Raw genomic sequence first — 13,926 nt, 5'->3', positions numbered from 1 at the left:
GTTCGCTTTTTTAGAACGCCGTCTTCCGCGGCGTTGCAACGCTTGTCTTGCCGCGTCTCACATCGACGCTTCGAGCATCGCGCGGTAATCCTCGGCGGACGCCTCGCGCGGATTGGTTTTGTGGCTATGGTCCTTGAGTGCGCCCTTGATGATGTCCGGGAACATCTCGCGGGTGACGCCCAGTTGCGCGAGCCCCGTCGGCAAGCCCAGGCGCTCCGTCATGGCGCGCACGGAAGCCGCCACCTCGGTGCCGCTGCCAATGCCCATCGCCGTTGCGAGGCGGTTGAGTTTGTCTTCGTCGCGCACGGAAGGCGCGTCCTGATTGAAGGCCAGCACGGCCGGCAGAAAGATTGCGTTCAGCGTGCCGTGGTGAAGGCGCGGATTGATGCCGCCGAGCGAATGGCTCAGGCTGTGCACGCAACCGAGACCCTTCTGGAACGCCAGCGCGCCTTGCATCGACGCGCTCATCATATTCAAGCGCGCGACGCGGTCGCCGGGCTCGCGGGTCGCGCGCTCGATATGGCGCCACGCGCGCCACAGGCCGTCGAGCGCGATGCCGTCCGCGGGCGGATTGAATGCGGGTGCAAGGAAGGTCTCGATGCAATGCGCGATGGCATCCATGCCCGTGGCCGCCGTCAACGCGCCCGGCAGGCCGAGCGTCAACTCGGGGTCGCAGATCGCCACGCGCGGCACCACGAACGGCGAGATCACGCCCACCTTGCGGCCATCGTCGAGAATCAGAATCGCGCCACGGCCTACTTCGCTGCCGGTGCCGGCGGTCGTCGGCACGGCGATCACGGGCGCCGTTTTCGCCGTGATGTTCGCCACGCCGCCTTCGATCACGGCGAAGCGTTGCAGCGGACCTTCATGCGTCGCGCAAACGGCCACGCCCTTGGCGAGGTCGATTGCCGAGCCGCCGCCCACGGCGATGATGCCGTCGCAATCGCCGGCCCGGTAAGCGGCCACGGCTTCGCGCACGGCGGCCTCGTTCGGATTCGGCGGCGTGCCGTCATAGATCGTCGCGGGCGCGGCGCCTTCGAGTGCCTGGAGCACGGTGTCGATGATGCCCGCTGCGCGAACGCCCTTGTCCGTGACGATCAGCGGCCGGCGCATGCCCACGCGTTCGCATTCGCCCTTGAGCAAACGAATGGCGCCGAATTCGAACTGAATCTGCGTGATGTAGTTGATGAGAGACATGGCAATGAGCTTCAGTTATAGTGGATGCGTTTGCTGTCGCGCCTCGCGCTGACAAGCCAGACTCGGGCAACGCGCTGGCGCTTGCGGAGTCGTAGTATTGAACCAGTATAAGGAGAGGCTTATTAAGCCGTAATTGAGAAGTTTTGATACGGATATAACTTTTCCTCAAGCCCATGACACCCCCGCTCAATTCCATCATCTCCCGGCTCCACCTGAAGCAATTGCGGCTGTTGATTGCGCTCGGCGACCACGGCTCGCTGCTCAAGGCCGCGCAACAGGTCGCGCTCACGCAGCCCGGCGCCAGCAAGGCGCTACAGGAAATCGAAACCACCTTCGACACGCCGCTCTTCCATCGCACCAACCGGGGGCTCGAACCCAACGAGGCCGGGCATTGCGTGATCCGCTATGCGCGCCTGATTCATACGGACCTCTCGCACATGCGCGAGGAAATGGTGGGGATCGAGCGCGGCCAGGGCGGCCGCGTGGCAGTGGGCGTGATCATGGGCGCGGTGCCGCGCCTCACCGACGCGATTACCGCGGTGATCGCGCGCAATCCGGATATGTCGGTCGAGATCGTGGAGGACACGAGCGCGGCCTTGCTGAGCCAGCTCGATGCGGGCCGGCTGGATCTGGCCATCTGCCGCACGACGATCAGCCAGACGCCGCAGTTTTACGAGTCGATCAAGCTTCAGGACGAGACGCTCGCGGTTGTCGCGAACGTGCAGCATCCGCTCCGGCGCGCAAAGAAGCTCGCGCTCCAGGATCTCGCGGAATACCGGTGGGTCGTGTACCGCGCGAACATGCCGATGCGGCTTTTGCTCGAGCGCGAATTCCGCGACGCCGAGATCCGCTTTCCGCTGCATCTGCTCGAAACGACTTCCGCGTTCGCCACGCTGGCGGTGCTGCAAAGCAATCCATCGTTCGTCGCGCTGGTGTCCATCGATGTCGCGCAGTTCTTTGCGCGTCACGAAATGACCTGCATTCTCCCGCTCCATCTGGCCTCGCGTAGCGAGCCTTATGAACTGGTCACCCGAAAAGGCGCGCCGCTCTCAGCCGGAGCGAAACTGCTGATCGAGCAATTGCGCGGCGAGGATGGCGGCGAAAGCTGAAGTGCGTCGACAGGGTTGGAGCAGGTTGCCCGCTCCAACCCCACCCAGCACCACCTTCAGGCCTGGCCCTTCCCGGCAAACGACGCCGCCAATGCCTGCAAGCCGTCGCGGTAGATGCCTTCGAAGAGGCGCGAGGCTGCTTCGTCCGTCACGCCGTTCGGCGTGAACTCGCCGGACCAGTCGACCTGCGCTGCGCGGCCGCCTTCGATCTCCCGCACCTGCAACGTCGAGCGGTATCCCGTGACCGGGAACGGCGCTTCGAGGATCGAGTAGGTATAGCTGCGCGCGCGGTGATCGAACGCTTCCAGACGCTCGACGATCGTTTCGCCGCTCGGATTGGCGAGGTGCCGCACGCGGCCGCCTTCGCTCAATTCGCTGGACGGAATGTAGGGCAGCCAGTCCGGCAGCGAATTGAAGCCGCCAATCAGTTGCCATACGGCATCCGGTGAATCAGGAATCCTGATTGAAGCATTGGCTTGTGCCATGTCGCTCTCCTTAAGCGTTGCCGATCAGGCGTTGTCGATCAGGTCGCCAGGCAGCGGCGCATTCGGGGCCACGAGACCCTGCTCGCGCAGATCGCGCCAGAAGCCAGCGGGAATCGCTTCCTTCACGGCGGCGTGGTCTTCCGCGATGCGTTGCGGCTTGCTCGCGCCCGGGATCACAGCGGCAACCGCCGGGTTGGCCAACGCGAACTGCAGTGCGGCGGCCTTCACGCTCACGTGATGGCGCGCGGCAACGGCCTTGATGCGCTCGACCTTGGCGAGAATTTCCGGCGAGGCCTTCTGGTACTCGAAGTTCTGGCCGCCAGCGAGCACGCCCGAGCTATACGGACCGCCAACCACGATCTCGGCGCCTTGCGCGAGCGCGGCAGGCATCACGCGCTGCAATGCGCGCTCGTGATCGAGCAGCGTATAGCGGCCCGCGAGCAGGAAGCCGTCCGCCTTCGTTTCGCTCAGATCGAGCAGCAGTTCGACCGGCTCGACGCGATTGACGCCGAGGCCCCACGCCTTGATGACGCCTTCGTCGCGCAGACGCGAGAGCGCGCGGAACGCGCCCTTGCGCGCCGTTTCGAACACGGAGAGCCATTCGTCGCCGTAGAAGTCCTGCGCGACGTCGTGCACCCAGACGATGTCGAGGCGGTCGGTCTTCAGGCGCTTGAGGCTGTCCTCGACCGAGCGCAGCGTGGCGTCGGCCGTATAGTCGTTGACGATCTTGTTCGGGCGACCGAACGCGAACACGCCGCCTTTCTCACCCAGATCGCGTGCGCCCACGTCCTCGATCTCATCGAGAATCACGCGGCCCACTTTCGTGCTCAGCACGTATTCGTCGCGCTTGTAGCCGGCGAGCGCATCGCCCAGGCGAATTTCCGAGAGGCCTGCGCCATAAAGCGGGGCCGTATCGAAATAACGCACGCCCTGGTCCCAGGCGGCCTTGACGGTCGCCAGCGCTTCGTCTTCGGGGATGTTGCGGAACATGTTGCCCAGCGGTGCCGCGCCAAAGCCCAGCTGCGTGCCAGCGGGCAATTTGTCTTTGATGCTCATCGACTTGCTCCTTTGTTTGAGTCGGTAGCGCAAGTCTAGGATCGCCAGTTCAGTCTGTCCAAGACATAATGCGACAAACTTAAGCCAAAGAAGGTCTTACTCGTCGCCCGATGCAAGCCGGTCCCGGCTCAGTTCCACCGATGCATCCGTCACATCCTGATAGCGGACGTAGTGGGATTCTGCTGAGGTTTTCGCGGCGTACATGGCGGTATCGGCCTTCGCCAGCAGTTCCTCGGCGTGGTTGCCATCGGCCGGATATTCGCTGATGCCGATGCTCACGCCTACCTTCATCAGGTTCGTGCCGAGCGGCACGGGTGCGTCCATCGCCAACTGAACGCGTCCCGCCGCCACGCGCAGCGCGTCGGGCGAGCGCATGCCGGTCACGAGAATGACGAACTCGTCTCCGCCGAAGCGGGCGACCACATCCGTGCCGCGCAGCGCCGCGCGCAGTCGCTGCGCGACAACAACGAGTGTCTCGTCGCCGGCCGAGTGTCCCAGTTGATCGTTGATTTGCTTGAAGCCGTTCAGGTCGACGAACATGAGGGCCAGCGGCTCGTCGCTCAGCGCCGCGCGACGTATCGCCAGTTCGAGCTGCTCCATGAAGTGCATGCGGTTGGGCAAGCCGGTCAGCGTATCGTGGCCCGCGAGATGCGTGAGCTCCTGCTGCCGCATATGCAGCGCCTCCACCTGGGAGCGGATCTCGAAGCGCATGCGGTCGAAGCAGCGCGCGAGCACGCCAATCTCGTCGGAGCGCCGAACGGGCAGGCGCTCGATGGCCTCTTCGTCGAAGACATGCGTGACCGCATACGCGAGCGTGCGCAGCGGCCGCGCCAACGCGCGCGCGAACAGCACCGCCAGCACGATCGCGATGGTGCTGGAAATCAGCACGAGGCGCACGATCTGCGCGCCGAGTTCGTTGGCGGGCGCGAGCACATCCGTGAGCGGCCGGGCGAGACCGAGCGCGATAAAGCGCTTGCCGTCCACGAGGCCGAACGGCGAGCGCACGAACGCGAACACCTCGGCCGGCGGCTCCTGCCCGTGCGCAAAGCCGTTGAATGTCAGGGTCGCCGGCCCGCCCTCGAAGAGCGGCGCGGTGGCGGGAAAGCTCTTTTGCATCAGCACGCGGCGGCCGCGCTCGAAGCCGAAGGTCTGGGTGGGATCCGGATGCACGAGAAAATCGCCCCACTCGTTGGCCATGTACACCACGTAGTCGGCGGGCAAGTCGCGCTCGATGCGCTCGAACACGCGGGTCAGATCCACGTCGATCACGAGCACGCCAACCTTGTCGCCGCTTGCATCGACGATTGGCGCGCCGATCATCACCACCGGCTTGCCCTGGCCCGAGCCCGGCCCGACCTTGAGGCTGATGGGCGAAACATAGACGCGCGCCGGCCCCGCCGCGAGCGTGTCGAACACATACGGAAACTGGCCCTTCTCCTGCAATTCGCTATCGGGCACGGCAACGGTGCCGTGCTCGCCGCGATTGACGCGAATGCGCTCCAGGCCGTAATGCGAGCGAGAAATCAGGCGTATTTGCACATACTCGGGGTGGTGCCGCATGAAGCCGCTGAACACCTGCTTAAGCCTGGCGTCGGCGGGATGGAGCGCCTCGCCCCGCGCGACCGCCACGGACGAAGGCAGCGTCGTGAGCACGAGGGCATCGTCCGCAATATCGCCGAGCGCCGCCGTGAAACGCTGGCTCAGCAAGTGCGTCGAGGTCAGCAGGCTGCGCTCCGCTTCGTGCATGAGCATCTCGCGATTGGCCCGATAGGTGGAATAGCCCGTCGCGCCCGACGCCCCAACGCCGATGCATACGAGCAGGATCGAAAGCCGCGAGGTCAAACCGAGCTTGATCATTGCGGAAAGCTCCTCAACCGGTCGCCCGATTCGATCCGCTGCCACAGCGCTTCGCGCTGGCCGATGTTCTCGACAGGCTGGATCCAGACGAGGTGCGGTCCCGCGCCGGAAGCCTCGCTGGCCGCGTCGCCGGGCACGGGCGTCATCGTGTTGGCGAGCCCCTGCCGCTTCGTCAATTGCTTGCCGATATCCGGCGCGAGCATGGCGTTAATCCACTCGTAAGCCAGCGCCGGATTGCTCGCGTTGCGCGTGATGGCCCAGCAATCGAGCCACGCGAGCGCGCCTTCGTCTGGTATGACGTAACCCACGTCCACGCCTGCCTGGCGCAGTTGCTCGACCTGCTGCGTGCCGTAATTGCCGAACATCAGCGCCACGTGATGCTGCACGAACTGCTCGGTCGCCTCTTCCGGCAGCGTGTAGTACGTGAGCAGATTACGCCGCAAGCGCACGAGTTCGCGCGCAACGGTGCGCATCTGCTCGGGCGTCAGGTGAAACGGATCGGCATAGCCAAGCGCCAGCGCGGCGAACGAGAAGTTGTGCTGCGCGCTGTTGAAATCGAGCACCTTGCCGCGATACTGCGGATCCCACAGGGCGCGCATCGAGCGCGGCGCCACCGCAATCTGCTTGCGGTCGTAGATGAGCCCCATCGACGAATAGGTGAAGGGAATCGCATAGGCGTGGCCCGCGTCCACGAGCCCGCGAATGCTGGCGAGCCGCTGAAAATACGCTTGCTGCCAGCGGCGATTCGGAATGCGCGAGAGATCGAGCACGGTGAGCATGCCGGCGCGCGCGTAGCGCTCGATCTCCGCGGTATTGGCCGCCAGCACGTCGAACGGCTGCGGCTCGGCGCTATGCATGCGCGCCCATAGCGCCTCGTCGGAATCGACGAACGTGACTTCGACCCTGGCGTGGAAGCGCTTCTCGAACGCGCGGACCCAGTCGTCGTCCGCATAGCCGGGCCATGCGAGCACGCGCAGCACGGACTGGCGTGGCGCGTAAGAATCCGCGAGCGTATGCGTCCAGAAAAAGGACAGCAGCAGGACGACACAAGCCAGCGGCGTGGCCCATCTCCTCACGCGGCGGCGAGCGCCTGCCCCCCGGATAAACCGGCAAACGACGGTATTGAAGCGTCGTCTCATTTCGCAAACTTATTCAATACTGTTTTTAAGGGTTCCGCGAATCGCGTCCCCATTTTTGACGAAGCGAAGACATTGCTTCGCTCGACCCCGTATCACCGCGGGAACCCGATAAGGACGCCCGCCGCACATCTTATCGAAGATAGAAAAATAGAATATGCAATCCGGGTATTTTTCATCACGAGGGAAAACCCGGTTGATTTATATATCCATCCAGATGGAAATATTGTCTTCGGCCAATGGTGCTTTTAGTCGCACTTATCGCGCTTACTCGCGCGCTTTTAGTCACGGTTAGCTAACGATATCTAACATCGCGAGGCGTTTTTTAATTCTCTAATGGCTTATAAAGAACGCCCCCGAAAATGGCATTCGCGTGTCATCAGCGGTTCAGCGCAACGAAGACTCGCGTACCACCAATGACGGATCAGGCGGCGTGGCGCAGCGTGCCCCGCCCTTGCCGGCCAGATGATCGAACAGCAGCGCCACGGCCTGCGACGCCATTTCGTCGAGGTGAAGGTCGACTGCCGTGAGCGGCGGACGGCAACTGCGTGCGCGAATCCCGTCGTAGCGGGTCGCGATTTTGACGTCGTCGGGCACGCGCCGGCCTGCATCGGCGAGGCCTTGCACGGCGCCCACGGCGAACGCGTCAACCAGCGCGCACAGTCCGTCGAGCTGCGGGTGCTCCCGCAATAGCGCCGCGCATGCCGCGCGGCCCGCTTCCTCGCCGCCCGCTTCGTCGGCTACCCCAATCACGGGCGTCATATCGTGCTCCGCGCAGAATCGCTCATAGGCCGCGCGCGATTCGACATACGAATTGCGCTGCTGCGCGCCGATCAACAACGCAATCCGCCGGCTGCCCTGCTCGTGCAGATGGCGCAGCAGCAGCGCCGTGGTGGCGAACGAATGGATGTCGACATAAGGCACCGCGTCGTTGCCCGGCAAGCGCCCCAGGCACACGACGGGCAGGCCGCGCTCCTGGAGATGGGTCACGTTCGCATCGTCGGCGGTGGGTTCGATCACGATGGCGCCGTCGATGTCGAGTTGTTCGAGCGGCAGCCGCCCCGCCATCACGGGCGGCACGAGCACCAGCGCGAGCCCGCGCGTGAGCGCGGCGGCTGCCGCGACCGCGGCGACTTCCATCAGAAACCCGAGCCGCGACGCGCCGCCGGCGATCTCGAACGGCATCGACGAAAGCAGCGCGATGGTGCGCGCTTCGCCCGTGCGCAGCCGCTGCGCGCGCACGCTCGGCCGGTAGCCCAGCTCGCGCGCCACGTCCTTCACGCGCTGACGCGTTTGCGGATCGACGTAGCCCTTGTCGTTCAATGCGTGCGAGACGGTGGTCGTGGAGACGCCCGCGGCACGGGCGACATCGGCAATGGTCGGCCGCGACTTCGGCGGCGCTGGGCTTTGCATGCTGGTTCTCTCGCTGGAGGAGTCGCTGGTTCGCGTGCTATCGCGACCATTCGGTCGATAAATAATCCGGCTTGACAAGGCCTTAGTGACGCACCATTCTACGATAGCAAATCGATTTGGGGCGCCCGCCCATTTTTTTGCACCTCGCCCCAAATCGATTTGGGGCGAAATTTGGATGAAGTTTGAGACGCGCTCGATTTTCCAGAACAACGACACACCCTCGCAGACGTGAGGCGGTCTGCGACCCATGGAGACACGAAGTCATGAGGAAAGCCCAGCAGGTTCACGCTGTCGACGAGCGGCTGCCGCTCGTCAAACTGATGTTGTTCGGCCTTCAGCACGTGCTGGTCGTGGCGGCATCGCCCATCACGGCGGTCTTTCTGGTCGCGAAGGCGCTCGGCCTCGCGTCCGCGCTGACCGTCGACCTGATCAGCGCGACGTTTCTCGTCTGCGGAATCGGCACGCTGTTGCAGTCGTTCGGCCCGTTGCGCTTTGGCGCGCGCCTGCCGTTCATCATGGTGCCGGGCGGCGCACCCGTGGTCCTGTTCGTGCTGATCGCGCAGCAAACCGACCTGCGCACGGCCACCGGCGCGACCATCCTCACGGGCCTCTTCTACTTTCTGCTGCTGCCCGTGTTCAGGCGCTGCCTGCGCTTTTTCCCGCGCATCGTGATTGGCGCGATGCTGATCCTCGTCGCCGTCAACCTGATCCGCATCTACGGCGTGGTGATCGTCGGCCGCCCCGGCACCGCCGAATTCGGCAGCCCCGCCGGGATCGGCCTTGCGCTCGCCACCGTCGCCTTCACCGTGCTGTTCGCGAAGCTCTTCAAGGGCATGCTCGGGCAGCTCGCCGTGCTGCTCGGCCTGCTCGCGGGCGCCGCGCTCGCCTCGGTGCTGGGCTTCATGAGCTTCGCCAATGTGTGGACCGGCGCCCTCATCACCCTGCCCACGCCGCTGCCTTTCGGCATGCCGCACTTCGATCTCGTCGCCGCACTGCCGCTGCTGATCTTCAGCGTGATTTCGATGGCGGAAGCGACCGGCCAGACCCTGGCGATTGCTGAAATCGTCGGCAAGGAGATCGACCCGCGCGTAACCGTGCCGCAGACCATTCGCGCCGACGCGCTCATGTCGATCCTTGGCGGACTCTTCGGCACGTCGCTGATCATCACGAGCAGCGAGAACATCGGCATCGTGGAGGCAACGGGTATCCGCTCGCGCTTCGTGACCGCGGTGGCCGGCGCGCTGCTGATCGCCATCGCACTGCTCGCGCCATTGAGCCGCCTTGCCAACGCGATTCCCGCCGCCGTCGTGGGCGGCACGGCGCTGATCGTCTTCTCGATCATCGGCGTCATGGGCATCAACCTGCTGCGCCAGGTGGACCTGCGCACGCGCGCCAATATGTACACGCTCGCCGCCGCACTGACCATGGGCATCCTGCCGATTGTCGTGCCCGGCGTCTACCACCGCTTTCCCGCGACGCTGCAAATCGTGCTCGGCAACGGGCTCGCGATGGGCGCGCTTACCGCCGTCATCGTCAACCTGATCTTCGAACATCTGAGCCTGCACTGGCGCACTCGCGCGAGCCATCGCGCAGGTGCGCTCGAAGCCGCCGTCAACGAAAACCCCTCCTGCCATTAAACCCGGACAGCCCAACCCTCATCATGCAAACTCGCACCACTGCCGCTCCGCACCGCTCCGCAGCCCGCACCGACCTGTGCGCCGACGAACTGCTGCTGTTGCCCGACACCGTGCTGCTCGCCGATGGCCCGGTGCGCGAGCACGCGGTCGTGGTCGCCAACGGACGGTTCCTCGACATCGGCCCCGCCGAAGAACTCGTTGCGCGCTACCCGCTTCTGACGCCGCTCGTGCTGCCGGGCAAGCTGCTGATGCCCGGGTTCATCGATGCGCATCATCACCTCACGCAGTCGTTCGGCAAGGCGCTCGCATTCGGCGAGCCCTCGGAAATCTACCGCCGCATCTGGGTCCCGCTCGAAAACTGCCTCGACGACAATCTGTTGTACTTATCGACCAAACTCGCCGCGCTCGAAGCGCTGCGCGGCGGCTTCACGACCGTATGCGACGCCGGCACGCGCTCGGACAGCGACGTATCGACGATCGCCGCGGCCACCCAGGAAGTGGGCGTGCGTTGCGTGCTCGGCATGATCTGCAACGACCTGGGCGGCGATATCGATGCGCGCGAGCGCGCTGCCATCGTCGTGCGTGCGCAAGCCCATCTTGCGCAGTGGAGCGGCCATGCGCTCGTGCATCCGTCGCTGGCGATTTCGGTGCCCGAAGCCGGTTCCGATGGCATGCTGCAAACCGCCGCCGCGCTGTGCGCCGAGGCCGGCGCCGTGTTCCAGACGCATGCCAACGAACACCTCGCCTCGGTCGAGCGCTCGATCGTCGCGCGCAAGATGCGGCCCATCGAGCACCTTCATCATGCGGGCGCACTGGGGCCGCAAACCCTGATCGCGCACGCGACGCTCGTCACGCCCTCCGAACTGAATCTGCTGCGCGATACGGGCGCGGCCGTGAGCTATAACCCCGTCGCGAGTTCGTGGAAGGGCAACGCAGTGGCCCCGGCCATGCAGATGGCCGCGCTCGGCATTCGCTTTGGACTTGGCACCGATGGCACGCGCAGCGACGCGTTCAGGCTGCTCGATGCGGCCGAGACTGCGCAGCGCTTCGCGTTTGGTCTGGCGACTGGCGATTCGTCGTGCGGCGGGGGCAAGCTGTGGCTCGATCATGCGTTGCGCGGCGGCGCCGATGCGCTGAACCTGGGTGCGTTGATTGGCGAGATCGCCCCTGGCAAGGCCGCCGATTTTCTGCTCGTGGATCTCGATGTGCCGGAAATGCAGCCATCCTGGGAGCTCGAATGGGAGCTCGTGAGGCTCGCTAATCGTAGTCAGATCGAGGCGGTGTTTGTTGCGGGGTCTATGCGGTTGTGGCATGGCTGGCCCGTTGATTGGGATGGGCGCGCTTTGCTGCGCGAGATCCATGAAGTCGCGGGTGATGTTGTTGCTCGGGCGCCTATACAGCGGGTTCATGTGGGAGCCCCTATGGTTGATTGCGCTGCGCGCGATGACGGTAAGGGGCTGATTTGTATTTCCTGATTTGCTCTGCGCGTTTCCTTGTGTTCGTGTCGGTCTATTAGCGTTGCCCCTGTGCGGGGCGGCACCTACTTTTCTTTGCAGCGGCAAAGAAAAGTAGGCAAAAGAAAGCCGCTCACACCGCTAGTGTTACGCCGTACACCTCTTGCCCATTATCGGAGCGGTTCCGGAGCGTCTGTCATCACGCACCGTATAACGGAGTGACAAAGGGCTCATTCCTCCGGCGGCGCTACGCGCGCCGTGGGGCATAACTTCAACCCAGTGGGGCGCATGCTTTTTCTGCTCCCGTGATTGTCATTCAATGCGTGTTCCCCAATCAATTATCCTCAGGATAACCAATTTATGAGTCTGACCGTATTCCTTGTTCTCGCCACTACCGTGACGATCGCCTCGTTCATTCAAGGCGCGGTCGGCGTGGGCTTCGCGCTCATCTGCGCACCCGTGATCGGTTTGATCGACCCCGGCCTCCTGCCCGTGTCGCTCTTGATCCTCATGCTCCCGCTCAATGTCTATCTCGCATGGCGCGAGCGCCCCGCGCTCGATTCCAACGGCACTCTGTGGATCACCGTCGGGCGCACGGTGGGCGCAGTCGGCGGCGTGCTCATCATCTCCCGTATCTCCACCCACGATCTCAATCTGTTCATCGGGGCATCGACGATTGCCGCCGCCGTCGCGACACTTTGCGCGCCCACATTCGCGCCAGGCCGCAACGCACTGATCACGGCCGGCGCCGTGACGGGCATTACCGAAACCGCAACCGGTATTGGCGGTCCGGCACTCGCGATGGTCTTCCAGCACTATCGGGCACCCGCCCTGCGCTCGACCATCGCGCTGTGCTTCGCCATCGGCGAGGCCGTCTCGCTCGTGATGCTCAGCGTCACCGGTCAGATCACCTCGGGACGGTTCGTTTCCGCGCTGCTGCTCGTGCCGCCCGTCATCCTCGGCGCCTTCATCAGCCAGCACGTACATCAGCGCCTGAATAGCAAGGCATTGCGCATCAGCGTGATGGGCTTCGCGATCGTTTCAGGCGCGGCAATCCTGTACCAGACCTTGATGTAAGCGCAAGCACCGTCGGCCCGGACAGGGCCGGCTCATCCAATAGAGCATAGCGAGGAGACCACCCCATGAAGCAGTATCTGTTTGCGCCCGCCTGTGTGGCGCTCAGTATCGCCAGTCTGTCCAGTGCATATGCACAGAGCAGCATCACGTTGTATGGCAGCATGGATGCGGGCGTCGGCTACGTCAGCAATCTGCATGGCTCGCACGCGTTCATCGCGGAACAAGGCACGTTTCAGGCCGATCGCTGGGGCATCACGGGCACCGAGGATCTGGGCTCGGGGCTGAAGACGGTGTTCAAGCTGGAGTCGGGCTTTTCGACGATCAGCGGTGCGATGTCGAGCGCGGGGACGATATTCAACCGGCAAGCCTATGTGGGCCTTTCGAAGAACGACATCGGCACCGTCACCCTCGGACGCCAGACCGACTTCCACTTCGAAATGCTCGGCCCGCTTTCGACCGCCCAGTCGCTCGGCGACTTCTCTGCGTTTCATCCCGGCAATGTCGATGGGCTCGCCAATACCGTCCCCGTCGAACTCTCCAATACCGCCAAGTTTGTGAGCCGTCCGTTCGCAGGCCTGACTATTGGTGCGCTCTATGGTTTCACGAATTCGAGCAGCAGCACGACGGGACGCACGATCAGCTTCGGCGCGACCTATGGCTACGGCCCTCTGAAGCTGGCTGCGGCGTGGTCGGAGTATCACGACCGCACGTTCAATCTGGCCGGCGGGCTGGGCCTCGATGCGTTCGAAGGCGTCAATCTGTCTCACGGCGCGCCGTTTGTAGCCGATAGCGTGCGTAATGCGGGTATCGGGGGCAGCTATCAGTGGGGGCAAGTTCAGTTGCATGCGCTCGTTACCCAGGTGCGCATCGAACGGCACGGCGAGGCGCAGAATTACCGCACCATCGATGGCGGTGTGAATGTTCAGGTCACGCCTGCTTATAGCGTGGGCGCGGGCGCGTGGACCACGATGCTTTCCGGCAAGCGCTGGACGCAGGCGACGCTCGCCAATGTCTACTCGCTTTCGAAGCGCACCCAGCTTTATGTGGATGTGATGGTTGAGCGAGCTTCATCGGGTGCCGTTGCGGACACGCTGGGGATCGGTGCGTCGTCTTCACGATCGCAGACTGGCGTGTTGGCTGGTGTTCATCATTTTTTTTAGAGGGTGGGTTTTTCGTGCTGGCTATTGTCGCGTTTCCTTGTATTCGTGTCGGTCTATTAGCGTTGCCCCTGTGCGGGGCGGCACCTACTTTTCTTTGCAGCGGCAAAGAAAAGTAGGCAAAAGAAAGCCGCTCACACCGCTAGTGTTACGCAGTACACCTCTTGCCCATCATCGGAGCGGTTCCGGAGCGTCTGTCACCACGCGCCGTACAACAGAGTGACTAAGGGCTCATTCCTCCGGCGGCGCTTCGCGCGCCGTGGGGCATAACCCAAAACCATCAGGATGCCTGTGCATCGATGCTGCGCAAGCGTATTCGAGTGCGCAGACAGCACGCGTGGTTTCCCA

Annotated in this window: 11 protein-coding genes; 5 read left to right on the top strand and 6 right to left on the bottom strand. The window is 63.9% G+C overall.

Annotated features, from left to right (window positions below; genetic code table 11):
• Nucleotides 1–57 precede the first annotated feature (57 nt).
• Nucleotides 58–1,197: an iron-containing alcohol dehydrogenase gene (locus L5014_RS18880; RefSeq protein WP_238465264.1), complete on the bottom strand. Its 1,140-nt coding sequence runs from the start codon at nucleotides 1,195–1,197 to the stop codon at nucleotides 58–60.
• 173 nt (nucleotides 1,198–1,370) lie between these two features.
• Between L5014_RS18880 and L5014_RS18875 the strand changes: the two genes are divergently transcribed.
• A complete protein-coding gene (locus L5014_RS18875) occupies nucleotides 1,371–2,306 on the top strand; it encodes a LysR family transcriptional regulator (RefSeq protein ID WP_238465263.1) in 936 nt (311 codons plus the stop codon).
• 56 nt (nucleotides 2,307–2,362) lie between these two features.
• Here L5014_RS18875 and L5014_RS18870 read toward each other — a convergent pair whose 3' ends face one another.
• The 5 genes from L5014_RS18870 to L5014_RS18850 all read right to left on the bottom strand — a co-directional run bounded on the left by L5014_RS18870 (nucleotide 2,363) and on the right by L5014_RS18850 (nucleotide 8,253).
• On the bottom strand, nucleotides 2,363–2,791 hold the full coding sequence (locus L5014_RS18870; protein WP_238465262.1) for an SRPBCC family protein: 429 nt from the start codon (nucleotides 2,789–2,791) through the stop codon (nucleotides 2,363–2,365).
• Nucleotides 2,792–2,815: 24 nt separating this feature from the next.
• A complete protein-coding gene (locus L5014_RS18865) occupies nucleotides 2,816–3,847 on the bottom strand; it encodes an aldo/keto reductase (protein WP_238465261.1) in 1,032 nt (343 codons plus the stop codon).
• 96 nt (nucleotides 3,848–3,943) lie between these two features.
• Entirely contained in the window at nucleotides 3,944–5,704 is a 1,761-nt protein-coding gene (locus tag L5014_RS18860; protein WP_238465260.1) for a sensor domain-containing diguanylate cyclase, read from the bottom strand.
• Nucleotides 5,701–6,843, bottom strand: coding sequence for an extracellular solute-binding protein (locus L5014_RS18855; RefSeq protein ID WP_238465259.1), 1,143 nt, complete (start codon nucleotides 6,841–6,843; stop codon nucleotides 5,701–5,703). Before L5014_RS18855 ends, L5014_RS18860 begins: the two co-directional genes overlap by 4 nt.
• A 384-nt stretch (nucleotides 6,844–7,227) precedes the next feature.
• Entirely contained in the window at nucleotides 7,228–8,253 is a 1,026-nt protein-coding gene (locus L5014_RS18850) for a LacI family DNA-binding transcriptional regulator (protein WP_238465258.1), read from the bottom strand.
• A 263-nt stretch (nucleotides 8,254–8,516) separates the two neighbouring features.
• Between L5014_RS18850 and L5014_RS18845 the strand changes: the two genes are divergently transcribed.
• The 4 genes from L5014_RS18845 (at nucleotide 8,517) to L5014_RS18830 (ending at nucleotide 13,581) form a co-directional block, all read left to right on the top strand.
• The gene (locus L5014_RS18845) at nucleotides 8,517–9,890 is read left to right on the top strand and encodes a uracil-xanthine permease family protein (protein ID WP_238465257.1); all 1,374 of its coding nucleotides are present in this window, start codon (nucleotides 8,517–8,519) and stop codon (nucleotides 9,888–9,890) included.
• A 23-nt stretch (nucleotides 9,891–9,913) separates the two neighbouring features.
• Nucleotides 9,914–11,365: an amidohydrolase family protein gene (locus L5014_RS18840; protein ID WP_238465256.1), complete on the top strand. Its 1,452-nt coding sequence runs from the start codon at nucleotides 9,914–9,916 to the stop codon at nucleotides 11,363–11,365.
• A 339-nt stretch (nucleotides 11,366–11,704) separates the two neighbouring features.
• The gene (locus L5014_RS18835) at nucleotides 11,705–12,421 is read left to right on the top strand and encodes a sulfite exporter TauE/SafE family protein (protein ID WP_238465255.1); all 717 of its coding nucleotides are present in this window, start codon (nucleotides 11,705–11,707) and stop codon (nucleotides 12,419–12,421) included.
• Nucleotides 12,422–12,486: 65 nt separating this feature from the next.
• Nucleotides 12,487–13,581 (top strand): porin, encoded by a 1,095-nt coding sequence (locus tag L5014_RS18830; protein ID WP_238465254.1) that lies wholly within the window; start codon nucleotides 12,487–12,489, stop codon nucleotides 13,579–13,581.
• The last annotated feature ends 345 nt before the right edge of the window (nucleotides 13,582–13,926 follow it).

The sequence above is a fragment of the Paraburkholderia tagetis genome (genome assembly GCF_022213065.1).
Taxonomy (GTDB): domain Bacteria; phylum Pseudomonadota; class Gammaproteobacteria; order Burkholderiales; family Burkholderiaceae; genus Paraburkholderia; species Paraburkholderia tagetis.
The sequence above is the reverse complement of the archived record's forward strand: the minus strand, read 5'-3'. Positions and strand labels throughout refer to the sequence as shown.